Genomic DNA, 25784 nt, shown 5'->3' on the forward strand with positions numbered 1-25784 from the left:
ATACTTCCTATTAAAATGTGGGTGGGTTGATGACGAGTAGTGTAGAGGCGTTCAAACAACATAAACATTGGCCTGAAAGACAATGATCGAAACTTTTGGGCCAGCATAGTAGTATTAAGTGAATACGACTTTAGGAGCCAAGCCTTGTCTCTGCCTCGCGTCGGACTGATCCTCCACCCACGTATTAGCCCTTTCCACTTTTCAGTGCCCTACACGCTGTTCGGTATGGCGATGATCGATCGCCCACTGTTCGATCTATCCCTTGTGGCGCCGGGAGGAGAAACATTGGAGGCCGAGCACGCCATGACAATCCGGCCGGATGGTGGTTTAGAGCTTTTGGACAACGTGGATATCGCGGTGGTGCCCGGCTGGCATGACCTGAACGAAGCCCCGCCGCCCGAGTTAGTTGAGGCGCTCACCCGCTGTCATGAGCGGGGTGCTCATGTGGTCGGGCTCTGTTATGGCACCTATGCCCTGGCTTACGCGGGGTTGCTCGACGGTAAGCGGGCGTCAACGCACTGGCTGGCCGAGCAGGATTTCAGTCGCCGCTTCCCCAAGGTCAAACTGGACACCAATGCGCTCTATGTGGAGGAGGATCGTCTGGTGACCTCTGCGGGCACTGCTGCTGGCCTGGATTGCTGCTTGTTCCTAGTGCGCGAGTATTACGGCGCCCAGATTGCCAATAAGATTGCCCGCATCATGGTGGTGCCGCCGCATCGTGAAGGAGGGCAGGCGCAGTTTATTGAGCAACCCGTTGCCGTCTCCACCCAGGACGCCCATATCAATCGCTTATTGGACTATTTGAGAGAAAACCTAGCCGCTTCGCATAGCATAGATGAGCTAGCGGCGCGTACCGCCATGAGCAGACGTACCTTCACGCGTCACTTTCAAAAAGCGACCGGCATGACGGTCGTGGAGTGGTTAGTGAACGAGCGGTTACGACGTGGACGCGAACTACTGGAAACCACTTCCTTGTCGGTGGAAGCGATTTCAGAGAGAGTTGGTTTTCACACAGCGACCTCTTTCCGGCAACACTTTAGGCAGCATCATCAAGTCAACCCACGCGACTGGCGCAAAACCTTTGGTCATAACGCCTGAATTTTGTCGAGCCTGTGTTGCCCTACCCTGCCATTGACTGCGTTCATGGTTTCGTCGGCTTAACCGATAGGAGCCACTAATAAGCCTCATCGCGTTATTGGCGCAAGCGTATAGAGAAGGCAAAAGGTAAATGCGCCCACTGAGGACATTCAGGTAGTGACCTTCTGGAAATGATACATGAATGCCTTGGAAGGCTGGTTTCGGCCAGTAGATACTTGTATGGCAGCACCATTTGAGCTGCATAGAGGGAGAGCTTGAAGCTTAGGAACCTGCTTTCGATAGAGCACAAATGAAAAAGACATACATTTTGATATTACGCTGAGGGTGACCATCGCTGCCATTAAGAGAAATGTATAGTTCAGCGACCAGTTTTCAGAGCCAACGTGGTCAACAATCGCACCACCAATTCCTAGTGCGGTCCATGATACAGCACTCAAGCGCCAGTTTAGGAAAACTAGTTTCAGTGCGGAATCTGAGTTTTGCGAAGCAAGCGCAGCCTGCGTAGCAAAAGCCCCTCTCCAACGATTTGTTAAGCCGTATCTGCGCCCTGCGCACATTGTTCAATTGCGCCGCCCGAGGTGCCATCTTCCAAGTGACGAAACAGCGTACCCGATGCGCCTTCTCCGCTGCCTTTTGTCCACCATTCCAGACGCTCGCTAACATACCGCGCTCCACTCCCCGAGACCGCGATTTCCATTTGAAGGCGGCGGTTGTCGTATTCCACGACGGCTGTACTGTCCGTGGGATATGAAACCTTGATTGTTTTCCCGTTTTCACACTGGTACTTGAAGGACAAGCTTGCATCGCTGGACTGCTCCGCGGAGGCGGGACCATCGGTCGATGATTGCCCGCAAGCGGACAGGAAGACAATAAGAGCAATAGACAAAAAACGCATGGTATTTCTAACCTCCTTGAATTGCAGCTTGAACGAAATGTTAGGCCCCTTTGGACCACACTGGAGTCAGCGCCATAACTTGCGGCGGACCAAGCAGAAGTGGCTCGACGTCTTTCAGGTAAGCAGCGTAGCCGTCCGTCTTTAAGAACTCTTGTGACGCTTCAACGCTAGCGTACTGTTGGAAGGCGTAGATTGAATCTGGGTCAGCGTTGTCAAAGCAATAGAAGTACGCGGTATGCCCCGGATTTGCCGAAATGGCTGGTGCCATGTGATTTTCCCATACTTTCCGAACCTCATCCCGTTTCCCGGGCTGAGTTTTGTGCTTGATGATGAGCGCAAAAGAGGTCATTGGAACTCCGCTTGTGGTGATGTTGGATAAGGGGCCTAACACTCAGCACAGCGGCGGCTTTGAAGTGGAGCTGAAGGCGCAATGGAAAAGCCGTCCGACTGCTGCTTTTTGATACTCATTGAGCCTTCTCCCCCAGCTCAGCCCGTTTGGCTAAGCTGAAAAGGCGACTTAACCTAACAGGGAAAGACTCAATGAACTTTTACAATAGCACTCATCGTCACTACTGTGGATTAGACTTCCCATCTTATGATTGAGCTTTCCGAAAAATGCAGCCCGTCAAGTTATCCCAAGCCTATGACCCCTTGAGTTATTTATTTTAATTAGGCTGTATATCCAAAATTCTCGCGCCTGCTGCATTTTCCGGAATGTCCGCTTAGGGCCGAAATCTGTCTATGGTAAATACTCATAATTCTTAAGACCACAATAACGATGTATGCAGTCTGGGTCATCTTTGGAGTAGCAGTTTAGGACTGTCATGCGGAGTAAGCTTTGGGAAAGGATGCTCAGTGGCAGGCCTATAGCCGCTTGCATGGATAGAAAAACTACCCATAGGCGTCCCAGTCGTTTCGAAGAAAGCCAATTGCAAGGTGTGGGTCAAAAACCTTCAGACAACAAAAAAGCCGCTGAAATCAGCGGCTTTTTTAATATTGGCGGAGGGACAGGGATTCGAACCCTGGGTAGGTTATTCACCTACGTCGGTTTTCAAGACCGGTGCATTCAACCGCTCTGCCATCCCTCCGGCTTACGAGGGCATATACTACCAGCTTTCCCTTGGAAGTCAACGCCTTTTAGTACAACCGTAGGCCGATTCGGGTAATTTTTCCGCCTTCCATATCGCTGACCACCCAGTGAATGCCGTGCCAGTCTACGTCATCGCCAATAACCGGGTGGCCACCCACCCGCAGGGCAATAAACTCAGCCAGGGTCATATTTTGTTCACCGGGACTGAGCGTTAAACCATACGCTTGGGCGATGTCCTGCATTTGTGCACTGCCATCCAACGTGAAGGTGCCGAAGAAGGCACGCTCCTGCTTGAGCTTGGCGTCGCCATTAAACAGCCGGTTGAGGGCATACAAATCTTCAGAACGACCAATAACACAAATCACATCGCCTAGTTTTAAGCGCGTACTGCCCTTGGGGTGAAGCATATTATGGTCACGGAAAAGTGCTGAAATCAGCGCGCCTGAAGGGAAGCGCAGTAGGCGAATGGGCACATCCTCCAAATCCTGGTTTTCCACCCCGTACACAAACAGCTCAAAATCATTTTCTGGCAGGATGCCCAACGGCCCGCGTCGGTTAGGTACGGTGCCGACCGGCACTTCTACCCTTAACCATTTGGCCATCAGCGTTAGCGAGCCGCCCTGAATCAGCAGCGACATCAACACCACGGCAAAGGCAACGTTAAAGTAGAGCGAGGCATTTTCGACCCCGCCAATCACCGGAAAGATAGCTAGCACAATCGGCACTGCGCCTCTCAAGCCCACCCAGGCAATGAAGAAGGTTTCCCGCCAACGGAATTTAAAGAACGGCTTGATGGTGATCAGTACGGCCAGTGGGCGGGCGATGAATATTAGCGCTAGCGCCACTAACCCAGCAGGCAGTGCCACCTCCCAAAGTTCACTAGGCGTCACTAATAGACCAAGCACCAGGAACAGGCCGATTTGGCTTAGCCATGCCAAGCCATCATGCACAGGAAGAATGAAGTTAAGGTGGCGCCCTGGCTGATTGCCAATCATCAAACCAGCAAGGTAAATCGCTAGGAAACCACTGCCGCCCAGCACGCTAGTTAAACCAAACACGCTGAATCCCAGCGCCAATGCCAACATGGCGTACAGGCCTGGCGCTAAATCTAGCCAGCGCAACAACTTGGCGCTTAGCCAGCCGCCCCCGACCCCCACGATTAACCCGATACCAAACTGGGAGATGAAAAACAGCAGCGTTTCAGTCGGCCCACCGATATCACCCACTAATAGCTCGACCAGCATTAAGGTCAGGAAAATCGCCATCGGGTCGTTTGTGCCGGACTCAATTTCCAGGGTGGCGCCTACCCGTTCGTTAAGATTGACGCCTCGGCCACTGAGCATGGAAAAAACCGCAGCGGCATCGGTGGAGCCCACAATGGCACCGACCAGAAGGCCCTCCACAATGGATAGGCCAAAAATCCACATGGCAATTAAGCCAACGATGGCGCTGGTGATAAACACACCGAAAGTTGCTAGCGAAAGCGCGGGCTTGAAACCGACCCGGAAAGTTTTGAGGCGAGTACGTAAGCCACCGTCTAGCAAAATCATGGCAAGCGCGAGGTGACCTATCGCAAACGCCATGGAGTAGTCATCAAACACAACGCCCAGTACGCCCTCCTCACCGGCCAGCATGCCCAGCCCGAGGAAGATCAACAGTAGCGGGACACCCATCATTGACGATAAACGGCTGGCCAGAATGCTGAGCGCCATCAAGGAACCGCCTACCAAAAAGAACATATAAATTGCGTCCATGACTCTCCGTCTTTACATCAATACAGCGCTATTATTACATGTAAACGTTGAATTTACCGTGTCTTCTCTGCGCACACTTGTGGTTAAGGGCTGGTCAGAAGCTTTCTCTGGCGGCTACACTTCGCCGTTACAACATTTGGAGTTACTGACTATGTTGCGCTGCCTAACACGTTATTGGCACCCTACCCTGGTGACGCTCATTTTCACCTTATTATTTTTTAATTCAGCTAGTTATGCAACTGAAGAAGGTGCTGAAAGTGCTGAAAGTGCTGAAAACAGTGAAAGTACTGAAGATACCGAAATCTCTCAGGAAACGGCGCCACTAACGCTGGACACTAAGGTAGAAGTACCCCATGCGTTGTGGCTCCCCGTTGATAGTGAAGAGGTCGAGGAAGAAGTGCCCACCATGGCACTTACCCCGGCACCGCCGCTCGAGCCGCCTCCACTTAAAAGCATCACGCTGATGCTGGATTGGTACTTAAGCCCTCAGCATGCGGCCTTGCTGATTGCTCAAGAGCGCGGCCTATATGCCCGACAGGGGCTGGAGGTGGATATTCAGTCCCCCGCCGACCCCTCTATCGCTATCAAACTCCTATCCGCAGGCGAAGTCGATTTAGCATTAACCCGCCAGCCGCTGCTACATTTGCAGGCCCATAACGGCGCGCCGATCACCCGTATTGCGACGCTAATCGAAACGTCGTTAACTGCAGTGATTGTGATGGGAGAAGAGCAAGCGGAAACCGAGCATACCCTGGCAGGATTACACTACGGTTATACCACTGGCGAGGGGCGCGAACTGAGCATTCCGCGTTTATTGCCCCGCTCGGTGCAGCAAACTGATGATTTCACCCCACCGGTCAACCTGCACTTCGATCCGATAAGGGCACTACGGGAGGGCCAAATTGACGCCGTGGCGGATGGCTTTTACCACTACCTCCCCCAACAATTGGCTACCGAAGGCATTAGCACCCACATTATTCGCTTCGATGAGCTGGATATTCCACGCCATGATGGCCTCGTGGTATTGGCCAATAGCGATACGCTTGCCCGCCGAGCCGAGACCTGGTCTCGCTTTACGCTTGCCCTTGAAGAGGCGAGCCACTGGATTATTGATAACCCTACTGCCGCTTGGGAGCTGCTGATTAGTGCCTATCCGATGCTCGAAAATGACGCTAACAGCGCCGCATGGAATGATATTTTACGCCGTATGGCGCTTAGCCCCGCAGCGCTAGATAGTCGCCGTTATAAGGCTTTTGAGACCTTTTTACTTAACGTAGGCCTTATTGAAGCCACTCTGCCGGTATCGCGATTGGCGGTAGATCCTCATTCGATATAACGTTTACTCCACTCACCCTATCGTTATGGCGGCGCATGAGCGAAACAGCTTTAATTTTTGTCGACGTTGAGACCACCGGCACCCGAGCCACTCGCGACCGCATTACGGAAATCGCTGCCCTCAAAGTGGTTAACGGTGAAGTGGTCGACCGCTGGTCGAGCTTGATTTACCCCGAATGCAAAGTGCCCGTTCAAATCAGCCAGCTTACCAGGATTCGCGACGATATGCTCAGCGATGCCCCCCGCTTTGTGCAGATAGCTGAATCACTTCGCGAATGGCTCGGCGATGGTCAGTTAGTCGCTCACAATGCGCGCTTTGACTACAGTTTTTTACGCAACGAATTTAGGCGCGCCGGTCAGGACTTTCGTGCGCCGTTGATATGTACCCTGCGGCTATCCCGGCGTATGGCACCTCAAGCGCGCCAGCACAATCTAAAAGCTCTGCTTAACCGCTACGGCATCACACCTATTCGCCACCACCGTGCTGGCGACGATGTCGATGCGCTGTGGTCGCTTTGGCAAGCATGGCGAGTTGAACACAGCGATGAAACGTGGCAACGCCTGTTAGGCGATGAGCGCCGCCACCGCACTCTGCCGACACATCTGGATAGCGCTCAGCTTGAAGGCTTGCCCGCCTCTCCGGGGGTTTATTTGCTTTACGGCCACAACAGACTGCCCCTCTATGTGGGCAAAAGCATTAATGTGCGAAGCCGGGTGCTGAGGCATTTTCAGCGCGACCATCAAGACGATAAAGAGATGCGTCTCGCTCAGCAGGTTCAACATATCGAGTGGGAAGAAACCGCAGGTGACTTAGGTGCACAGCTGCGCGAAGCCCAGTTGGTTAAAACGTTAATGCCCATCATGAACCGACAGTTACGTAAGCAGGGAAAGCTGACTACCTGGCACTGGCCAGAAGCAGCCTCGCATCCTGAGTTACTCAGCGGTAGCGCGTTAAGCAGGCCACTAAACGGCACCCTGTATGGCCTGTTCCGCAATGCCCGTGAGGCGAAGAATGCCCTGCGTGCTATTGCTGAAGAGCATCAGCTCTGCCCTCAAGTGCTAGGGCTTGAGAAAGGCAAGGGGCGCTGCTTTGCTAATCAGGTGGGAAAGTGCCTAGGGGCATGTAATGGCCAAGAATCTATAGCCGCGCATGCCCTACGTGCACAGGCGGTGCTAACTCAACTACAGGTCAATGTATGGCCCTGGCCCGGTAGCATCGCTATTGAAGAGCAACCGACCGGCAATACCACCCCGGCTTGGCATGTTGTTCGTCAATGGTGTTATCTGGGTAGCGCGACAAGCGTGGAGGAAGCGCAAACTCTTGCGGATACGCCGGCTACCTTTGATATGGATAGTTACCGAATCCTAAACCGTTTTTTGCGCCACCCAGCGGCGCATGGCTTAACCGTCACACCGCTCAGATAAAACGCTCTGCTAAAACAGGGCTATTGAGCATCAACGAAGGTGATAACCGCCTGCTGAAAGGCCTCTGGCTGATCGGCGTGCAGCCAATGCCCAGCGTTTTTCAGCGTTACCACACGGGCACGCGGCAGCACTTCCCGCAATGTGGACAGCATGTCGTCAGCGACATAGTGAGAATCACCGCCGCGCAGCACCAGCGACGGGCCATCGTAGGCGTGCTCACCGTCCGGCACGCCGATAATGTCGCTATAGCCACGCTTGATCTCACCCAACCCTACCCGGAGCGCCATCACATTATCGTCACTGCGCACCAGATTGGTGGCTAAGAACAGGCGTGTGGGGCGAGAATCAACATGCTCACCCAACAGTTCATCGGCTTCGCGGCGATTTTTTGGCTGCCCTTCGCGCACGTTATCGAGCGCAGCAAACACATCATCGTGGCCATGCGCATAAGCAACCGGCGCGATATCGGCAACAATCAACGATGCCACTCGCCCAGGGGCTAAGCGCGCCATACTGATTGCCACTTTGCCACCCATCGAGTGGCCAAGCACGTGAGCGCGCTCAATCGAAAGCTTATCGAGCAGTGCGACGACGTCAGCTACCATGGTGGCGTAAGCCATGCCTTCAGCGTGAGGCGAGCGACCATGGTTACGCAGATCCAGCGCGATCACACGGCGGCTACGCTGCCAAACTTTTAGATGCGAGCGCCAGTTATCGGCACTCCCCAGCAGGCCATGGATCACCACCAGCGGGGTCGCATCCGCGTCACTATCGTCGGCAGGCATATCGATAAAATGGAGATCAACAGTGGCAGCGTCGGTCATGCTAGCTCCTAAACCTTTTCGATGAGCGAGTGGAATAGCCTACTATAACGCGTTTAGGCAGTCCGTGGTGCTGCGTCCACTAGGCCTGTCCAGACCACTAAGCGGCGCGTTAGCCAAGCGAGTAACAAGCCGTACAGCGGCAAGAAAAACAGCAGGCTAATGGCGAGTTTAATCGTATAGTCGACGGCAGCAATTTCTACCCAATTGGCGGCCATAAACGGGTCTGGGCTGTTGTAGAACGCCGCAGAGAAAAACGCAAAGGTGTCGGCCAAGTTACCCAGCACCGTTGAACATACCGGAGCGACCCACCAAGCCCACTGGCGCAAGCGGTCAAACACCTGAACATCCAACAACTGGCCAATCACGTAGGCTAAAAAACTGGCGAGCGCGATACGCGCGACAAACAGATTCCACTCACCGAGTGCTTCAACCCCTGCATAGCTGCCGCGGGGAAACACCACAGAGACCACATATGACACCACCAACGCTGGCAGCATTACGCGCAAAATAATCGACCTTGCAGGCCCTTTGCCAAACAGGCGTACGGTTAGGTCGGTGGCCAGGAAGATAAACGGAAAGCTAAACGCTCCCCAGGTGGTATGAAAACCAAACAGTGTAAATGGGAGCTGAACGAGATAATTGCTGGCGGCAATAATGCCAATATGAAAAGCCACCATTACCAATAGGCAACGGCGGTGCTGCGCCTCACTCAATGCAAACATACAGGTAGACCTTTTTTTAATAGATAAGAGGGGTTAGGGAACCCTCGTTGGATGGCTAACGGCGAGCCATTTTGGGAGCAGCATTATACGGCTTCTGCACGATATTAAAAGCTAGGCAATGAAAGCCGCCAAGACAACTGGCGGCTTATGAGCGTTCAATCAAGCGGCTTGGCTTTGTTAGCAGCACCTACCGAACGCTCGCGCATGGCAGCGTGAACATTTGCCAGGCTGGTGGGGTCATCAATAGTGGAGGGAATGCCGTACTCTTTACCGTCGGCAATGCTGCGCAGCAGCTTGCGTAATATCTTACCCGAGCGAGTTTTAGGCAAGCGGTCGACCACTAATACCTGCTTAAAGCAGGCAATCGGCCCAATATGATTGCGCACTCGCGCAATTAATTCGGCCTCCAGCGTCGCTTCATCGCCATCAAAGCCATCCTTGGGAATCACCAAGCCGATCGGCAGTTGGCCTTTAAGGTCATCATGAATGCCGATTACCGCGCACTCTGCCACCGCTGGGTGCGCGCCTACCACTTCTTCCATTTCACCGGTCGAAAGCCTATGCCCCGCTACGTTAATCACATCATCGGTGCGGCCCATAATGAATAGGTAGCCCTGCTCATCGAAATAACCGCCATCGCCCGTTAAGTAGTAACCGGGGAACGCGGCCATGTAAGCGCTATGAAAACGTTGCGGGTCACGCCAAACGCCGGTCAAACAGCCCGGCGGCATAGGCTGTTTAATCACCACGCTGCCCTGCTCCATAGGCTTGGCCTGCTCACCATCGCGGTTGAGTGCCTGTACGTTGAAGCCGGGCACAGGATACGTCGCGGAACCCGCTTTTGTCGGTGTTGATTCAATGCCCGGCAAGTTGGCCGCGATAGGCCAGCCGGTTTCGGTTTGCCACCAGTGGTCAATAACCGGTACGTCGAGCAGGTCATCCAGCCAGTGAAACGTAGGTGGATCGAGTCGCTCCCCAGCCACGTAAAGATGCTTTAGACTGCTAATATCGTAATTCTGCAGCAGCTTGGCATCAGGATCCTCTTTTTTAATTGCCCGAAAGGCGGTGGGCGCGGTGAAAAAACTCTTCACTTGGTACTCTTCAATCAAGCGCCAAAAGCTGCCCGCATCCGGTGTTTTCACCGGTTTACCTTCGTAAACAACGCTAGTGCACCCCACCAGCAAAGGGGCGTAAACAATATATGAGTGCCCGACGACCCAGCCCACATCCGAGGCGGTAAAAAACACCTCCCCCGGCTCCATGGCGTAAATAGCCTGCATCGAATAGGCCAGCGCCACTGCATAGCCGCCAGTATCACGCATCACACCCTTAGGCTTACCGGTGGTGCCGGAGGTATACAGAATATACAGCGGGTCGGTGCCCTTAACGGGTACGCACTCGGCAAACGGTGCCTTGGCTACCAGCGCTTCCCAATCGTGATCGCCGGCTGCCAATTCCGCCCGGTGCGCTTCGCGCTGATAGACCACACAGGCAGTCGGCTTGTGCGCGCTTAGCGCAATGGCTTGGTCAATCATCGGTTTATAAGGCAGCACCTTGCCCAACTCGATACCGCAGGAAGCGGCCACCACCACTTTGGGCTCGGCGTCTTCAATGCGCGCGGCGAGCTCATGGGGCGCGAAGCCACCAAACACCACCGAGTGAATAGCGCCTAGCCGAGCACAGGCATACATGGCTACCAAGGCTTCGGGAATCATGGGCATATAAATCACCACCCGATCACCCTTGGCGACGCCTAGCTGCGTCAACGCCCCCGCAAAGTAAGCTACTTTGTCGCGCATTTCACGGTAGCTAATGGTCAGCTTGGCCTGGGCAGCGGGTGAGTCCCAGAAAATAGCCGCTTGGTCACCACGGCCGTTCTCTACGTGATAATCCAGCGCCGCGTAGCTAAGGTTCATCTCCCCATCGCTAAACCAACGCGCATGCTGCTGCTCATCGAAACTCAGGATAGTGCTTGGCGGCGTATACCAGGGAATACGTTTGGCCTGCTCTGCCCAGAATGTTTCCGGGTGTTCAATCGAATGTTGGAAGGTCTGCTGGTAGCGACTCATAGTGTCCTCTATCTTATTTTGTAATAACGAAATGGCAGTAACGATTCAGAGAGATTGTTGACACTGTACAAAGTAAATCGCCGAAGCACTCTGCTACTATGGGCTAAATATCGACCAAAGCGGTAGCCAAGACCTATATATTGTCGACAAGTAGACCAACAAATACCTACCATTGATTAATCGTTAAACAGCAGCTTGGACAAAACTCGCTAAATTACTGATCATTAATCAACTTGATCCTCGCGCCGCGATGATGCCTCGACAACGTATAACAATACTCATAAACAATGCTTATAAAACGCTGATGCAAACAGTGTAGGCAAGGAGATCATTATGTCTGCTTCTACAAGCGCCGCTGCACGCCTGCTTGAACATAATTGTCGTGCTATTGAGGCAGGAACCAACCTTCTCAAAGCGCTAGCAAACGAAAAGCGCTTACAAATTCTCTGCCTTCTTGCCGAGAAAGAGCTGTCAGTAACGCAAATCAACCAACAGCTTGCATTAAGTCAGTCGGCCCTTTCTCAACATTTGGCCATTTTGAGGCGGGATAATCTCGTCGATACGCGGCGAGAGTCTCAAACAATCTATTATTCGCTGAGCAGTGAAAGTGTCAAGGCAGTGATTAATACCTTGGCACAGCATTACGCAGCATGAGCCTTCATCACCATATCGCTTAGCGCCGCTGCCAATCGGCGGCGTCGATCAGGCCAATTGCTTTGAGCGTGGCCTTTTCTACGCCCGCTGAAATCGCTATACCTAATTTACGGCTCATAGTTCTGGGCGGCTCAAGTTTGACTGTAAATACCCGCGCTTCGGCCATACGTTCAACCAGATAAGCCTCACTGGTGCCTACGCTGTCGACGAGCAGTTGCGGCAGTGCCTCGCTGCCGTACCAAATCTCGCCGGTGGCGAGAGTGTCAATATCCATACTGGGGCGACGCTCTGCCACATAGCTTTTAAACAAGCGATGAGTATTCTCTAAATCTTCCAAGAACTTGGCCTTTCCCTCTTCGGTGTTTTCGCCTAGCACGGTCAAGGTACGCTTATACTTCCCAGCGGTTAGCAGCTCAACGTCAATATCATGGCGCTTGAGCAGCCGATGAATATTGGGAACTTGCGCTACCACGCCGATAGAACCAATCACCGCAAAGGGGGCGGCTTTAATATGCTGTGCGGTACAGGCCATTAAATACCCCCCGCTCGCCGCCACTTTATCGATACACACGGTGGTGGTTAGTCCCGCTTCTCGCAAGCGGTCTAACTGCGCGGCCGCCAGTCCATAAGCGTGCACCAGGCCACCCGCAGATTCCAGGCGCACCACTACCTCATCATTTTTACTGGCAACATCGATAATCGCCGAGACTTCCTGACCAAAGTGTTCCGTTTGCGATGCTTTTAGATCACCGTGAAAATCCAATACCCAAACGCGGGGTTGTTGGGCAGTGTCATCCACAGGCTTGTGAGACTTATGGCGCTTTTTATCCTCATGGCGAAACGCTTTGAGCAGCTTTTTGCGTGCACCAGGCAGTGTCGCGGCTAAACGCAAACGTCGTCCCCGGCGGCGGCGCTGGTCATTAAGCGGCTCAATTGAGAGCTTTAAATCGCTCTCTTTGTCGTTTTTTGTACGCGCTACAAGGAGTAAGCCAATGCCTATTAATGCCATCACGATCGTGGTTTGCACCACAAATGTGGCTATTTCTGCTACCCACTCATTCATTGACGTTCTCCATATAAGGGTTGAATCCATCATATTGGTGTTTTGGCCTCACATTTGCGGCGTGCTTCCACAGCGCTTGATTGAAACGCTTGTATGAAATAACCTCGCTTGCCTACACGGTTGTTACTTTTGGCTGCTATCACTAGCCTTAGCCTAAATTACTTAATTGAGAGAGATGTTATGTCAACCAATACCCTTGACAAGTTAAAAGCGCGTTTTAATCCTGAAGCAGCCGAGGGCATGAATGAAGTTTTTCAGTTTCATTTTTCAGACGCAGGCAGCTATTACCTCAACATTCAGGATGGCACCCTAGATGTTCAAGAGGGTGAGCACGATGATCCTTCTGTCAGCTTAAGCCTAACCACTGACACACTGAAAGGCATTATGAATGGCGATATCAATGGCATGACCGCCTTCATGACTGGAAAGTTAAAAGCGACCGGCAATGTCATGCTAGCCACTAAGCTGACCAGTCTATTCCCTAGCGAATAATCGTCATATTGGCACGCGGCGCTGCTTACTCGCGCCAGCGTGCCAAATGCGTTTCAATCAGCTCGCGGGAAATCGAGTACGGCGGGGGCAAAGAGGGTAACTGGCGTGGCGAAAACCATGCCGCATCGCTAATCTCAACCCCATCAATACGAATACGCCGCGTAGTGGCTTCAGCAAAATAGCCAAACATCAGCGAGTGAGGAAATGGCCACGCCTGGCTTTGGTAGTAACGCAGCTGATCTATATGGACGCCCACTTCTTCAAACACTTCACGATGCACCGCCTCTTCAGCTGACTCCCCCGGTTCGATAAAGCCTGCCAAAGTTGAGTAGCGCCCCGCTGGAAAGCGCGGGCTGCGAGCAAGTAGCATCGCCTCACCGCTAGTCACCAATGTAATGATGCACGGTGAAATACGCGGGTAGTTGCGGTGCCCACAGGCGTGGCAATGCATCGCAAATTCAGCGGTAAGCTTAGAAGCAGGCGCGCCACAACGGCCGCAGAAGCGGTGATTCTCTAACCAAGCCCCGACCTGCAAGGCGGTTGAAAGCAGACTAAACCAAGCCGTGGAGAGCTCGCTCATCCACTGACGACCGTCAATCCACCCGCTTTCAGCCTGCGCCTCGACAAGTAGCGCGACTGGTTCATCGCCCCAGTAGCACAGTGGCTGCATCTGCCCTGTCCAGGGTTGATAGGGTTGTAGCGGGGTTAATTCCTCACTGCCTTGTAAGGGCGCTGGGGCCAATAAGCTGCGCGATAGGCGAATAACCCGCCCGGCCTGTTCATGATGGGGAATTTCTCGCCTAAGCATCGCTGGCCACACCCTCAAACCAGTGAAGCTTATGCGCCTCGCATTTGGCGTTATGGGCCGCCTGCTCCTCACCGCTGGGGCGCACCACGCGCAGCTGGCCAGGCGTTAAAGCAAGGCGCTGAATCGACAGTCCTTCATTAGACGTATCCGCCTGCTCCTGCTCTGCGGCAGACGCAGCATCCAAGGTCAACGCGGTTTGCCCCCCCGTCATCGCCAAATACACCTCGGCGAGGATTTCAGAGTCTAGCAGTGCGCCGTGCAGCACCCGGTGGCCGTTGTCGATGTCGTAGCGTTTGCATAGCGCATCAAGACTATTGCGCTGCCCAGGATGCATTTTGCGCGCCATGGTCAGCGTATCTAATACAGAGCAGTGATCGCGCACGGGACCCAGCGGTGCCCCACTACGGCGCTGATTGAGCATGCCCAATTCGTGGTCAATAAAGCCCACATCGAAGGGGGCGTTATGAATCACTAACTCGGCGCCTTCAATAAATGCCCAAAATTCGTCGGCTATTTTTGCGAACACCGGCTCATTGACGACTTTGGCATCATCAATCCCGTGGATAGCCACTACTTCAGCGTCGATATGCCGCTCGGGGTTAATGTATTGGTGATACGTGCGGCCAGTGAAGCGGCGATTGACCATCTCAATAGCACCAATTTCGACTAGGCGATGACCATCTTTGGGGTCGATACCCGTGGTTTCAGTATCTAGAATCACCTGACGCATCATGCTTTCCTTTTTTGGTGGTCATCAATGGCTTCATTGGCCAGCGTGTCGGCACGCTCGTTGCCCGGGTGGCCGCTATGCCCTTTTACCCAGTGCCACTCGACTTTATGGCGCTGGGTCTCTGCGTGCAGAGTTTTCCACAGTTCGGCATTTTTGACCGGCTGCTTGGCAGCGGTCTTCCAGCCGCGCTTGATCCAGTTGTGAATCCACTGGGTGATGCCCTGGCGAACATATTGGGAGTCGGTCCATAGCGCTACTTCACAGCATGTATTAAGTGTACGTAGCGCCATAATCGCAGCCATCAACTCCATGCGATTATTAGTGGTATCTGCTTCATAGCCTTTCAAGGTTTTCTCATGTTCGCCACTCGCCAGCACCACGCCCCATCCACCGGGCCCTGGATTACCCCGACAAGCCCCGTCGGTATACACCGTTACTCGGGGTAACTGCTCGGCAGCCTCTTTAGTCAATCTCTTGATCCTTATTTAAATATGTTTTAACTGGATGAGCTTGCGCCGGATGCTCTGAATAGGATTGATAGTGAGCGGATGAGCCGGAGCGGGTAACGCCTAATGAGGCGGGCGAAGCGGGTGTCTCTAAGCCAAACTTCAAGCGCTGAACGGGCGCATGGCGCTGCCGCCTTCGCGCCTGAATCATATAACTTTCACCCAGCGGCAGGTTATGCCGGCGCCCCAAAGACTCCCAATACTCACCGCACTTAGCATTCATGCGCCCCCGAAAGCAGCAATAGTCTACGCGCTCCACCTCAAAGTCGACAAACGCCAACCAGTCGCGCAGACGATTAGCCGAGCGCCAGGTGCCACTCCAGGGAAACTCCCGCTGGCGCTTGCGCCACTGGCGAACCACGCCCCCTAAACCAATAGGGTTAAAGCCAAACAGCACCAACATGCCATTGTCTGTGGTGACGCGCGCAGCCTCTTGAAGCGTGAAATGGGCATCGCTCAAATGCTCAAGCCAGTGATGAATCACCACTATATCCAGGCAGCGGTCTGGCAACGCCAGTTGATCAGGGGGGCATATTAAGGAGCTGTCATGTTGGGCTAATGCACGGGAAGGTGCCCAACGTATGGGATGCGGGATCGACGACATGGTCATTAGCGCTGGCCCCATGCTCATTTCCAAACTATGACTACCGACCCTCGATTCAGCCACAGGCCCTAGGCAGGCTCGTTGAGTTTCCCATAGCGAACGCCCCGCCTCTGTTTGCCAGTAGGGCTGGCTATCTTCCCAGCGCTTTACCAGCGTCGTGGCCGTGGTCGAATTTGACATAAACAGCGCTTCCCTCCACAGTGACGGCTTTTTGAGGATCTCGCCGATGATGAGCGTGACACCGATCCCCGCCCTTAGCGACAACTATATTTGGCTATTAAGACAGGATAACAGTCAAAGCGTATGCGTGGTGGATCCCGGTGAAGCGGCCCCCGTGATCGAGTTTCTTGAGCGTGAGTCGTTAAACCTAACCAGCATTTTGATCACCCACCATCATCACGACCATACCGGCGGTTTAGCAGAATTAATCAAACGCTATGCCCCCCACGTTATCGGCCCGGCCAATCCCAACATTGAGGGTATTGACGAAGCCGTCGGCGACGGCGATGAAATTCGTATTATGGGCCGCTTATTCGACGTGATGGCGACGCCTGGTCATACGCTGGATCATATTAGCTACTTTACCGCAGGCATCCCTGCCCTGCTATTTTGTGGGGATACGCTATTTTGCGCTGGTTGCGGACGATTATTCGAGGGTTCGCCGGAGCAGATGTTCACTGCGTTGAAACAATTTGCGGAACTCCCTGAAGATACACTGGTCTTTGCAGCCCATGAGTACACTCAGGCAAATCTAGCGTTTGCTCGTGCTGCGGATCCTGAAAACGAAGATGTAAAACACGCCTTCCAGGAGTGTGAAAAGGCGCGGGCATTGGATCGCCCCACCTTACCCAGCACGATAGGACGCGAGCTGAAAATTAATCCCTACCTTCGCGTGGGCACTGATAGCGTGCGCCAGGCAGCAGGTACCCAAGGTGTTAATGACAACGATCTCGCAACGTTCACCACTCTGCGTGAGTGGAAGAACCGTTTTTAAGAACGCTATCGCAACTAAACGAATGCAACTATGACCTATCGAACGATCCGCCAACGCTTGATGCTGAGCGCTGGTAGTAGCGTAATTATGGGCCTAATGTTAGCCGCCGCGGCAAGCTCCCAAGCCTCTGCACCGGCATACGATACGCAAGCCGTGGCGCCCAACACGGCAATCAGCTCTTCGACACAGCCTAGCAAGCCGCTCCCCACTGCGTTTCAAAGCCATTTTTGGGAAGCGCTAGTACTAGAGCCCCAAGACGCTTGGACAACGCTGCGCACTAGCTTTCAATGGCAAGAGAAGTCACTGCCTCCAGAAGCGCAAGCTAGAGTGGATAAGTGGATTGAACACTACCGTTCAAGCCCCGAGAATATTGCCACCATCACCGAACGCGCGACCCCCTGGCTTGCCTGGATTACCCAGCAAGTTAGCGAGCGCGGTTTACCAGGTGAAGTCGCCTTAATTCCGTTTATCGAAAGCTCCTTTGACCCAGGCGCACAGAGCCACCGCGGCGCTGCTGGCCTTTGGCAGTTTATGCCTCGTACTGGTGACGCATTGGGCCTAGTGCGCAACGGCAATTACGATGGCAGGTTAGATGTTGTGACCTCCACCGATGCGGCGCTTAATTATTTAGAGATGCAGGCAGACCAGTGGTATGAAGGCGATCTTATGCTTTCATTAGCTGCTTATAATGCAGGCGCTGGAACGGTTAATGGCGCCGTGCGTCGAGCGCATAATCAAGGTTTAAACGGCGATTATTGGGATCTCTCTCTGCCTTATGAAACCATGCACTATGTGCCTAAGCTGAAAGCTATCGCGACGATCATTAACAATCCCGAGCGTTACGATGTGGAGCTGCCGGAAATACATATAGACCCTGCTTTCGCCAAAGTTCAGTTGGCCCACCCGGTTAGCCTAACGGAAGCTTCGCAATTGCTGGATGTCAGCAAAACGGCGTTAGTCGAGTTAAACCCAGGCTTGTTGAACGGCAGCATTGACCCACGCAGTGCACAAACGCTGCTAGTTCCTGAAGAAGTGGATACTCAGGTGCTTGCTCAGCTTTCGCGCGGTAACAGCCAAACGATCGCGCAAAACAACGCTGCGGATATCCACCGTGTTGAAAGTGGTGATAGTCTTTCCGCTATTGCCGCCCGTTATAATGTCAACCAGCAGGACCTAATACGCTGGAACGCAATTGATCGGCCAAGCGCGCTACAGCCAGGCCAACTGCTGACACTTTCTGGGCGTTAAAACGGGTTAAACTGTTGGCTTTGTTAACATGGGATGTCTCCAATGCCGCGTGGTCTGTTTTTTGTGAAAGCGCTTCTACTTATCAGTGGCTTGCTGTTAAGCGTGTCGATCCTAGCGTCAGATCTAACGGCGGATATTGATTCGCCGGACAGCACCACCCGCGGCAGTGAGGCAAGTGATTTAGATACAAGCGATCTAGGCACAAGCAGTGCTCAAGACACAAACAATATTGTCGGCGATTTGAACACTGACGCCGATAACGTCGTGCCTCTTGAAACGGTTCACGGGTTATCGCTGTACGATAGCCCCGAACTACCTACGGACTTCCGCTACTTTCCCCATGTGAACCCACAAGCGCCCAAAGGCGGCACGATCACCCATACCGCCGTGGGCGGCAGCTTTGACTCGACCAACCCATTTATCATCCGCGGCACACCTGCCACTGGCGTATCGCAAATTTACGATACGTTGATGGCCAGCAACCCAGGCGAGCCATTCAGCCTTTACGGCTTGCTTGCTGAGGGAGTACGCCTCGACCCAGACAGGCAGTGGATTGAGTTCGACTTGCGCCCTGAAGCGCGCTTCCAGGATGGCGAGCCGGTCACGGCTTATGATGTGGTGTTCTCACTCAATCTATTGCGCGAAGAGGGTAATCCATTTTACGCCAGCTACTATGCCGGGGTAGAAGAAGCCATCGCGCTCAACGAGCATCAGGTACGCTTCACATTCAACGATAGCGAATCCCGAGAGCTGCCGCTAATTGTCGCCCAGCTTCCCATACTCCCCCGCCATTATTGGGAGCCCCGCGAGTTTACGTCCCCTACTCTGGTGGCACACCCAGGATCTGGGCCTTACCGGATTAGCGAAGTAGACCCCGGCAGGCGAATTGTTTACCAACGCGATGAAGACTACTGGGGTAAAGATTTGCCCGTTAACGTTGGCCGCTACAACATTGGTCGTATTATTTATGACTACTACCGTGACCGCGACATTGCCTGGGAAGCGTTTAAAGCCGACCTGACAGATTTCCGGATAGATGCCCGCGCCGCTACGTGGGCGATTGGCTATAATTTTCCTGCTTATGAAGAGGGCTTGGTAAAGCGGCTGACGGTACCCGATGTTAACCCCTCCATGATGCAGGCGTTTGTCTTCAATCTGCGCAAAGAGAAGTTTCAAGACCCGCGGGTACGCAAAGCGTTAAGCCTGACCTTCGATTTCCCGTGGCTCAATACCAATATTTTTTATGATACCTATCGGCGCACCGAAAGCTTTTTTCAGAATTCAGAAATGGAAGCTATCGGCCTCCCCTCTCAACAAGAGTTAGCGTTACTCGAGCCCTATCGAGAAGAGCTGCTAGCCTCCCACGGCTCTGACCGCCTTTTCACCGAACCGCTGCCGATCAATGAGCCCACTGATTTACGCGAGCGGCTGCGTAAAGCGCTAGATCTTCTCCGCGAAGCGGGTTATCAGGTTGATGACGGAGCACTGGTTAATCAACAGACCGGCCAACCCTTGAGCCTAGAAGTATTACTCTACGATTCGGGACTTGAGCGTGTGGTTCAACCCATGCTGCGCAATATGGCCCGCCTGGGTGTTCAGACCTCTCTGCGTATCGTTGATATTAATCAATATTTAAACCGGCAGCGCAATTACGACTATGACATAGTGATTAGCCATTTCCCTCAGTCCAATAATCCGGGTAATGAGCAGCGCGACTTCTGGACCAGCGCCGCCGCTGAGGCGCCGCAAAGCCGTAACCGGATGGCGCTTGCCCACCCAGCAGTAGATGCACTGGTGGAAGAGTTAATCCGTGCCGATGGTCGTGAACAGCTTGAGACCACCGCAAAAGCGCTAGACCGGGTCCTACGTTGGGGATTTTACGTAATTCCTCACTACCATTCCGGCGAAACGCGCATTGCGGTGTGGGATAAATTTGGCTACCCAGAGCCCTTCCCAGAGTACGCCATGGATATGGATGCATGGTGGGTCGATACCGACCGTGAAGCAGAATTGCAGCGCCGCCACCGACGCCGCTGAACTCGGTTTATTCTTATAAAAAACCATGGAGTGCTCTGTGGCACGCTACACCTTACGCCGACTGCTGCTGATGATCCCAACCCTTATCGGGATCATGCTACTCAATTTTATTATCGTTCAGGCCGCCCCTGGGGGGCCCATTGATCAAATGCTGGCGCGTTTTGAAGGCGCCGACGCCATGGCTAGCACGCGTCTGGATATGGGCGGCGCCGATGTTCAGGTCAGCGACGACTCGCGAGGCGCCCGCGGCATTGACCCACGCTTTATCGAGCAGCTTGAGCAGCAGTTTGGTTTCGACAAACCCGCCCACGAGCGTTTTATCGGCATGATGGCGGATTACCTCACCCTCGATTTTGGCACCAGTTTTTTTCGTGACCGCCCGGTCATCGAGCTGATGATCGAGCGGCTGCCGGTTTCTATATCGCTGGGGCTCTGGACCACGCTGCTGGTTTATTTGATCTCTATCCCGCTAGGAATCAAAAAAGCGCTGCGCCACGGCTCCCGCTTTGACGTCTGGTCGTCAGGATTGGTGATTATTGGCTACGCTATTCCCGGCTTTTTGTTTGCGATTTTGCTCATCGTGCTATTTGCCGGGGGCACCTACTGGGACCTGTTTCCGTTACGCGGTTTGACCTCGCCTGACTTCGACCAGCTTTCGGCCTGGGGCAAGCTCAAAGACTATTTCTGGCATATCACGCTGCCGGTAATTGCTGCCGCGATTGGAAGCTTTGCGACCCTTACCATGCTGACTAAAAACAGCTTTCTCGACGAGATTCACAAGCAGTATGTGATTACCGCGCGCGCCAAGGGCGCCGATGAGCGGCGCGTGCTCTATGGCCATGTATTCCGCAACGCCATGCTAATTATCATCGCCGGCCTGCCCGCCGCCATGATCGGAATTTTCTTTACCGGCGCGCTGCTTATCGAAGTGATTTTCTCCCTGGATGGGCTTGGCTTGCTCGGCTTTGAAGCGGTTATGCAGCGAGATTATCCGGTAATTTTTGGCACCCTATTCCTGTACACCGTCATCGGCTTAATTCTCAAACTGATTTCCGATTTAACCTACGTGTGGGTGGATCCGCGTATCGATTTTTCGACCCGGGAGTCGTGATAATGGCGTCTTTTGCTTCACGTTTATCGCCTATTACCCGGCGCAGATTGGCGGCTTTTAAAGCTAACCGACGCGCCCGTGTGTCGCTGTGGCTTTTTGGCACGCTGTTTATAGTGAGTCTTTTTGCCGAGCTGATTGCCAACGATAAACCGATCATTATGCAGTACGACGGCCAGTGGTACGTACCAATGCTGGTGGACTACCCAGAAACCGAATTTGACGGTTTTTTACCCACGCGTACCGATTACCTCGACCCGTTTATACAGCAACAAATTGAGGATCACGGCTGGGCTCTCTGGCCGGTCATCCCGTTTTCATACCAAACCCTTGATATGAATATGACGCGCCCTTCTCCAGCGCCGCCGGATAGCCGCCACTGGCTGGGCACCGATGATCAGGGCCGTGATGTAATGGCGCGGGTGATCTATGGTTTTCGCCTGTCGGTTGCCTTTGCCCTGGTACTCACGGCTGGCTCGTTAGTTATGGGTGTTGTGGCGGGCGGCGTGCAGGGGTATTTCGGCGGCAAGGTCGACCTGGTCGGTCAGCGCATTACCGAGATTTGGTCAGGCTTGCCGGTACTGTTTCTACTGATTATTTTGGCTAGTTTTGTTCAGCCAGGGTTCTGGTGGCTGCTGGGTATCATGCTGCTCTTCTCATGGTTGGGCTTGGTGGATATCGTGCGCGCCGAGTTTCTGCGCGCGCGTAATTTGGAGTATGTCCGCGCCGCCAAAGCGATGGGGTTACCGTCACGCTTAATCATGTGGCGCCACGTGCTGCCTAACGCCATGGTCGCCACCCTAACCTTTATTCCGTTTCTGTTTACCGGCGCCATTGGCACATTGACGGCGCTGGATTTTCTCGGTTTCGGCCTCCCGCCCGGCGCACCCTCGCTAGGCGAACTGGCGGCCCAGGGCAAAAACAACCTACACGCCCCTTGGCTGGGCATCACAGCGTTTATGACCCTAGCGGTAATGCTCTCGCTGCTGGTATTTATCGGTGAAGGCTTGCGCGATGCCTTTGATCCGCGCCACGTGCAACAGCGTCAGGTCAGCCCTGCCCAGGAGACTCAGAATGCCTAATCCGCTGCTGCGAATTGAGGACCTCACTATCGCCTTTGATGGCAGCCAAGTGGTGCACTCGCTCTCGCTGATCGTCAATGCGGGTGAAACCCTGGCGATTGTCGGTGAATCTGGCTCGGGTAAATCGGTATCGGCACTGGGCATGGTTAATTTGCTGCCTACCAATGCCATCGTTCAGGGCGAGCGCTGGCTGGGAGATACCAACTTGGCCAGTCTATCGAATGCCGAGTGGAACACTGTGCGCGGAAATCAGGTTGGCTTTATCTTTCAAGAGCCGATGACCTCGCTTAACCCACTCCACCGAGTGGGTAAACAGATCGGTGAAGCCTTACGCCTCCACCAGGGGTTGCGCGACCAGGCTGCCCGACAACGCAGCAAAGAGCTGCTGGAACAGGTGAAACTGCCACGCCCGGACGAACTTTTGGATGCTTGGCCCCACCAGCTTTCAGGCGGCCAGCGCCAGCGGGTAATGATTGCCATGGCAATTGCCAATAATCCAGCGCTGCTGATTGCCGATGAGCCCACCACTGCACTCGATGTGACCGTACAGCAAGATATTCTCGCCCTGCTGCGTGAGCTGCGTGATAGTCACGGCATGGGCATGCTGTTTATCAGCCACGATTTAAACCTAGTGCGCCGTTACGCGGACCGTATTTGCGTGATGTACCAGGGTCGCATTCAAGAAATCGGGCCGGTTGAGCGGGTCTTTCAACACCCGCAAAGTGATTACACCAAAGCGCTGCTTGCCGCCGAACCGGAAGGTCGACCGCAGGCCGTGGAAAGAACGGCTCCGCTACTGACGGCTCGTCAGTTGAGTGTGAGCTTCAAGCGCCCTAAAACCGGCCTGTTCAAGCGCCAGCCGCCGGCTTTTGTGGCGGTTCAGCCCACCGATTTTCATATTGCGCCCGGAGAAACCTTGGGCATTGTGGGTGAGTCAGGTTCAGGGAAAACCACGCTGGCGTCAGCGGTGATGCGGTTGGTCTCTAGCCAAGGCGAGATCACGCTTGGCAGCGACAAACTAAGCGCCTTAACGGGCGATGATTTGCGCCGACAGCGCCACAGGCTGCAGATGGTTTTTCAAGACCCTTACGGAGCGCTCTCACCGCGTATGCCGGTGTTTGATATCGTCAGCGAGGGACTGCGCTTTCACTATCCTCACCTGACGACAGAAGAAGTCACCCAACGGGTTAATCAAACGCTCCACGAGGTAGGTTTGCCCGCGAGCTGCGCCGCTCGCTACCCTCACGAGTTCTCCGGTGGTCAGCGCCAGCGCATTGCCGTCGCAAGAGCGATTATCTTAGAGCCAGAGCTGCTGGTGCTTGATGAGCCGACCTCTGCGTTAGACCGTACCGTACAGAAGCAGCTAGTCATCCTGCTGCGTGATTTACAGGCGCGTCGTCAGCTTAGCTATTTATTCATTAGCCACGATCTAGCCGTTATACGCGCCATGGCGCATCGTATTATGGTGCTCAAAGATGGCGAAGTGGTCGAACAAGGCCCCTGCCTAGAGGTGCTTTCCGCACCACAGCACGCTTATACGCAAGCACTGATTGCCGCTGCGCATCTGCCTCACTAGCGAAAAAAAGCCACGATACTTGCTGCCTTTGAGGGTCAAACTAAGATAACGGTATAAATATTATAAAGCTGCCCAGCATTTGCAGGGCGGCTAAAAGACATTGGAAAAGCGCTCAGAAAAGCGCGATTTCGTCGGCGGTTAATTCTCGCCACTCGCCGGGCGTCAGGTTGGCATCCAAGGCTAAATCACCGATAGAGCTGCGATGCAGCGAATTGACATGATTACCCAAGGCGGCAAACATCCGCTTCACTTGGTGATAGCGCCCTTCGGTAATGGTGAGCTCTGCTTGCATCGGTGACAAAAGACGCAGCATCGCGGGCTGGGTGGGTGTCTCTTCTCCATCCAGCATCACGCCATCGGCGACTTGACCAATCGCCCACTCCGCTGTCGCGCCTTCCATCGGTTCCGCTAGCTCGGCGATATACACCTTGGCGCAGCGATGGCGCGGTGACGTGACACGGTGCGACCACTGGCCATCATCTGTTAATAGCAGCAGTCCCGTGGTATCCACATCTAACCGCCCGACCGGCTGTAATCGATCAGCTTTGGGTAGATCAATCAGGTCGATTGCTCTTTGATAGAGCCCGCGACGGGCGTTGCACTCAACGTCTACCGGCTTGTGCAGCATAATGTAGCGCAACCCTACCAGCGCCAACCGTTCGCCGTTGAGCACCACCACATCGTTATTGGTATCGATTTGGGTTGCCGACTGTTTGATCGGCTCGCCGTTTAGGGTCACTTCGCCATTTTTGAGTGCCCGCTTGGCGAGGCTGCGGGTTAACGGTGAGGTTTCACTCAAAAAGCGATCAAGGCGCATCATTAACCCACTCCTGGCAGCAGCTTAAAGTGGTCGGCATCTTGCCAGGCAGGAAATTTTTCACGAAAAGCATCAAGGGCAGTTTTATCCAGCGTGCCCGTTTCTATAAACGGGGTATGGGCGGGGTGATCAATTAGCGGTTCGCCTTTGAAGTCGACCAATAAGGAATCGCCACTGTAGGCAAGCCCTTTGGCATCCTCTCCAACGCGATTAACACCAATCACATAGCTTAGGTTCTCTACCGCGCGGGCCTGCAGCAACGTGCGCCAAGGGTGACGCCGCGGAGCTGGCCAGTTGGCGATACACAGCAGCGCATCATACTCGAAATGCTCCCCTTCTGCTGGCTGCTGACGCATCCACACCGGAAAACGCAGGTCATAACATACGCTCAGCAGCAACTTAAAGCCGTTGAGCTCAACTACCTTGCGCTCACTGCCCATACCGTAGCGCTCATGCTCCCCCGCCATACGGAATAGATGGCGCTTATCATAGTGAGTTAACTCGCCCTCCGGCGTTGCCCAGATCAAGCGGTTATAAAACTCGCCGTGCTCTTGGATAGCGACACTGCCGGTAATCACGCAGTTGCGCGCCTTCGCCTGGGCTTGCAGCCAGGCAACGCTTTGGCTCTCCGCCATCGGCTGGGCCATTTCTCGCGAGTTCATGGTAAAGCCGGTGGCAAACATCTCCGGCAATACAATAAGATCCGTATCGCGGCTATCAAGCTCGCCCAGCAACTGCTCAAGATGGGCGTGGTTGGCCTGGGGGTCTTCCCAGCGCAGATCGCACTGCACCAGCGTGTTCCTAAGTTGACTCACGTAACACCTCCATTTCGTCAGTCCGTTTATGCTAGATT

At 53.8% G+C, this 25784-nt stretch carries 24 protein-coding genes and 1 tRNA gene; 11 read left to right on the top strand and 14 right to left on the bottom strand.

What is annotated here, in order from left to right:
* The first annotated feature begins 144 nt into the window (after positions 1-144).
* On the top strand, positions 145-1098 hold the full coding sequence (locus ACQE2I_RS09320; protein WP_427027810.1) for a GlxA family transcriptional regulator: 954 nt from the start codon (positions 145-147) through the stop codon (positions 1096-1098).
* 529 nt (positions 1099-1627) lie between these two features.
* On the opposite strand, the gene ACQE2I_RS09325 is transcribed toward ACQE2I_RS09320, so the two are convergent.
* The 4 genes from ACQE2I_RS09325 to ACQE2I_RS09340 all read right to left on the bottom strand — a co-directional run bounded on the left by ACQE2I_RS09325 (position 1628) and on the right by ACQE2I_RS09340 (position 4837).
* On the bottom strand, positions 1628-1993 hold the full coding sequence (locus ACQE2I_RS09325; RefSeq protein WP_427027811.1) for an MliC family protein: 366 nt from the start codon (positions 1991-1993) through the stop codon (positions 1628-1630).
* A gap of 40 nt (positions 1994-2033) precedes the next feature.
* The gene (locus ACQE2I_RS09330) at positions 2034-2342 is read right to left on the bottom strand and encodes a putative quinol monooxygenase (RefSeq protein WP_427027812.1); all 309 of its coding nucleotides are present in this window, start codon (positions 2340-2342) and stop codon (positions 2034-2036) included.
* Positions 2343-2990: 648 nt separating this feature from the next.
* Positions 2991-3081, bottom strand: a tRNA-Ser gene (locus ACQE2I_RS09335).
* Positions 3082-3130: 49 nt separating this feature from the next.
* Complete coding sequence (locus ACQE2I_RS09340; RefSeq protein ID WP_427027813.1) at positions 3131-4837, bottom strand: potassium/proton antiporter; 1707 nt, start codon at positions 4835-4837, stop codon at positions 3131-3133.
* Between the two features lie 58 nt (positions 4838-4895).
* On the opposite strand from ACQE2I_RS09340, the gene ACQE2I_RS09345 reads away from it, so the two are divergent.
* Both ACQE2I_RS09345 and ACQE2I_RS09350 read left to right on the top strand, forming a co-directional pair.
* Positions 4896-6173 (top strand): ABC transporter substrate-binding protein, encoded by a 1278-nt coding sequence (locus ACQE2I_RS09345; RefSeq protein WP_427027814.1) that lies wholly within the window; start codon positions 4896-4898, stop codon positions 6171-6173.
* A gap of 35 nt (positions 6174-6208) precedes the next feature.
* Positions 6209-7597 (top strand): exonuclease domain-containing protein, encoded by a 1389-nt coding sequence (locus ACQE2I_RS09350; RefSeq protein WP_427027815.1) that lies wholly within the window; start codon positions 6209-6211, stop codon positions 7595-7597.
* A 20-nt stretch (positions 7598-7617) separates the two neighbouring features.
* Here ACQE2I_RS09350 and ACQE2I_RS09355 read toward each other — a convergent pair whose 3' ends face one another.
* The 3 genes from ACQE2I_RS09355 to ACQE2I_RS09365 form a co-directional block, all read right to left on the bottom strand.
* The gene (locus ACQE2I_RS09355; RefSeq protein WP_427027816.1) at positions 7618-8421 is read right to left on the bottom strand and encodes an alpha/beta fold hydrolase; all 804 of its coding nucleotides are present in this window, start codon (positions 8419-8421) and stop codon (positions 7618-7620) included.
* A 53-nt stretch (positions 8422-8474) separates the two neighbouring features.
* On the bottom strand, positions 8475-9143 hold the full coding sequence (locus ACQE2I_RS09360; RefSeq protein WP_427027817.1) for a 7-cyano-7-deazaguanine/7-aminomethyl-7-deazaguanine transporter: 669 nt from the start codon (positions 9141-9143) through the stop codon (positions 8475-8477).
* 155 nt (positions 9144-9298) lie between these two features.
* A complete protein-coding gene (locus ACQE2I_RS09365) occupies positions 9299-11212 on the bottom strand; it encodes a propionyl-CoA synthetase (RefSeq protein WP_427027818.1) in 1914 nt (637 codons plus the stop codon).
* A 333-nt stretch (positions 11213-11545) separates the two neighbouring features.
* Between ACQE2I_RS09365 and ACQE2I_RS09370 the strand changes: the two genes are divergently transcribed.
* Positions 11546-11866, top strand: coding sequence for an ArsR/SmtB family transcription factor (locus tag ACQE2I_RS09370; protein WP_427027819.1), 321 nt, complete (start codon positions 11546-11548; stop codon positions 11864-11866).
* Positions 11867-11885: 19 nt separating this feature from the next.
* On the opposite strand, the gene sohB is transcribed toward ACQE2I_RS09370, so the two are convergent.
* Positions 11886-12929 carry a protease SohB gene (sohB, locus tag ACQE2I_RS09375; protein ID WP_427027820.1) on the bottom strand — a complete coding sequence of 348 codons (1044 nt, stop codon included), beginning with the start codon at positions 12927-12929 and terminating at the stop codon, positions 11886-11888.
* Between the two features lie 180 nt (positions 12930-13109).
* Here sohB and ACQE2I_RS09380 point away from each other — a divergent pair, with 180 nt between their 5' ends.
* Positions 13110-13421 carry an SCP2 sterol-binding domain-containing protein gene (locus ACQE2I_RS09380; RefSeq protein ID WP_427027821.1) on the top strand — a complete coding sequence of 104 codons (312 nt, stop codon included), beginning with the start codon at positions 13110-13112 and terminating at the stop codon, positions 13419-13421.
* 25 nt (positions 13422-13446) lie between these two features.
* On the opposite strand, the gene nudC is transcribed toward ACQE2I_RS09380, so the two are convergent.
* The 4 genes from nudC to ACQE2I_RS09400 are packed head-to-tail and all read right to left on the bottom strand — an operon-like array spanning position 13447 to position 16249.
* Positions 13447-14229, bottom strand: coding sequence for an NAD(+) diphosphatase (gene nudC, locus ACQE2I_RS09385; RefSeq protein WP_427027823.1), 783 nt, complete (start codon positions 14227-14229; stop codon positions 13447-13449).
* Entirely contained in the window at positions 14222-14959 is a 738-nt protein-coding gene (gene dnaQ, locus ACQE2I_RS09390; protein WP_427027825.1) for a DNA polymerase III subunit epsilon, read from the bottom strand. The genes nudC and dnaQ overlap by 8 nt, the downstream gene beginning before the upstream one ends.
* The gene (gene rnhA, locus ACQE2I_RS09395; RefSeq protein WP_427027827.1) at positions 14959-15429 is read right to left on the bottom strand and encodes a ribonuclease HI; all 471 of its coding nucleotides are present in this window, start codon (positions 15427-15429) and stop codon (positions 14959-14961) included. The genes dnaQ and rnhA overlap by 1 nt, the downstream gene beginning before the upstream one ends.
* On the bottom strand, positions 15422-16249 hold the full coding sequence (locus ACQE2I_RS09400) for a methyltransferase domain-containing protein (RefSeq protein ID WP_427027829.1): 828 nt from the start codon (positions 16247-16249) through the stop codon (positions 15422-15424). The genes rnhA and ACQE2I_RS09400 overlap by 8 nt, the downstream gene beginning before the upstream one ends.
* 46 nt (positions 16250-16295) lie before the next feature.
* Here ACQE2I_RS09400 and gloB point away from each other — a divergent pair, with 46 nt between their 5' ends.
* The 6 genes from gloB to ACQE2I_RS09430 are packed head-to-tail and all read left to right on the top strand — an operon-like array spanning position 16296 to position 24114.
* Complete coding sequence (gloB, locus tag ACQE2I_RS09405; RefSeq protein WP_427027831.1) at positions 16296-17063, top strand: hydroxyacylglutathione hydrolase; 768 nt, start codon at positions 16296-16298, stop codon at positions 17061-17063.
* A 30-nt stretch (positions 17064-17093) separates the two neighbouring features.
* Complete coding sequence (locus ACQE2I_RS09410) at positions 17094-18311, top strand: transglycosylase SLT domain-containing protein (protein WP_427027833.1); 1218 nt, start codon at positions 17094-17096, stop codon at positions 18309-18311.
* A 42-nt stretch (positions 18312-18353) separates the two neighbouring features.
* Positions 18354-20348 carry an extracellular solute-binding protein gene (locus ACQE2I_RS09415; protein ID WP_427027835.1) on the top strand — a complete coding sequence of 665 codons (1995 nt, stop codon included), beginning with the start codon at positions 18354-18356 and terminating at the stop codon, positions 20346-20348.
* Between the two features lie 37 nt (positions 20349-20385).
* Entirely contained in the window at positions 20386-21459 is a 1074-nt protein-coding gene (locus tag ACQE2I_RS09420) for a microcin C ABC transporter permease YejB (RefSeq protein WP_427027837.1), read from the top strand.
* A gap of 2 nt (positions 21460-21461) precedes the next feature.
* Positions 21462-22538 carry an ABC transporter permease gene (locus tag ACQE2I_RS09425; protein WP_427027839.1) on the top strand — a complete coding sequence of 359 codons (1077 nt, stop codon included), beginning with the start codon at positions 21462-21464 and terminating at the stop codon, positions 22536-22538.
* Entirely contained in the window at positions 22531-24114 is a 1584-nt protein-coding gene (locus ACQE2I_RS09430) for an ABC transporter ATP-binding protein (protein ID WP_427027841.1), read from the top strand. The genes ACQE2I_RS09425 and ACQE2I_RS09430 overlap by 8 nt, the downstream gene beginning before the upstream one ends.
* Positions 24115-24226: 112 nt before the next feature.
* Here the strand turns inward: ACQE2I_RS09430 and ACQE2I_RS09435 are convergent, their stop codons facing one another.
* Together ACQE2I_RS09435 and ACQE2I_RS09440 are read right to left on the bottom strand one after the other, a co-directional pair.
* Positions 24227-24931: a pseudouridine synthase gene (locus ACQE2I_RS09435; protein WP_427031420.1), complete on the bottom strand. Its 705-nt coding sequence runs from the start codon at positions 24929-24931 to the stop codon at positions 24227-24229.
* Positions 24932-24933: 2 nt separating this feature from the next.
* Positions 24934-25746, bottom strand: coding sequence for an amidohydrolase (locus ACQE2I_RS09440; RefSeq protein WP_427027843.1), 813 nt, complete (start codon positions 25744-25746; stop codon positions 24934-24936).
* Positions 25747-25784 lie beyond the last annotated feature (38 nt).

This window comes from Halomonas sp. H2, assembly GCF_050215315.1.
Taxonomy (GTDB): domain Bacteria; phylum Pseudomonadota; class Gammaproteobacteria; order Pseudomonadales; family Halomonadaceae; genus Vreelandella.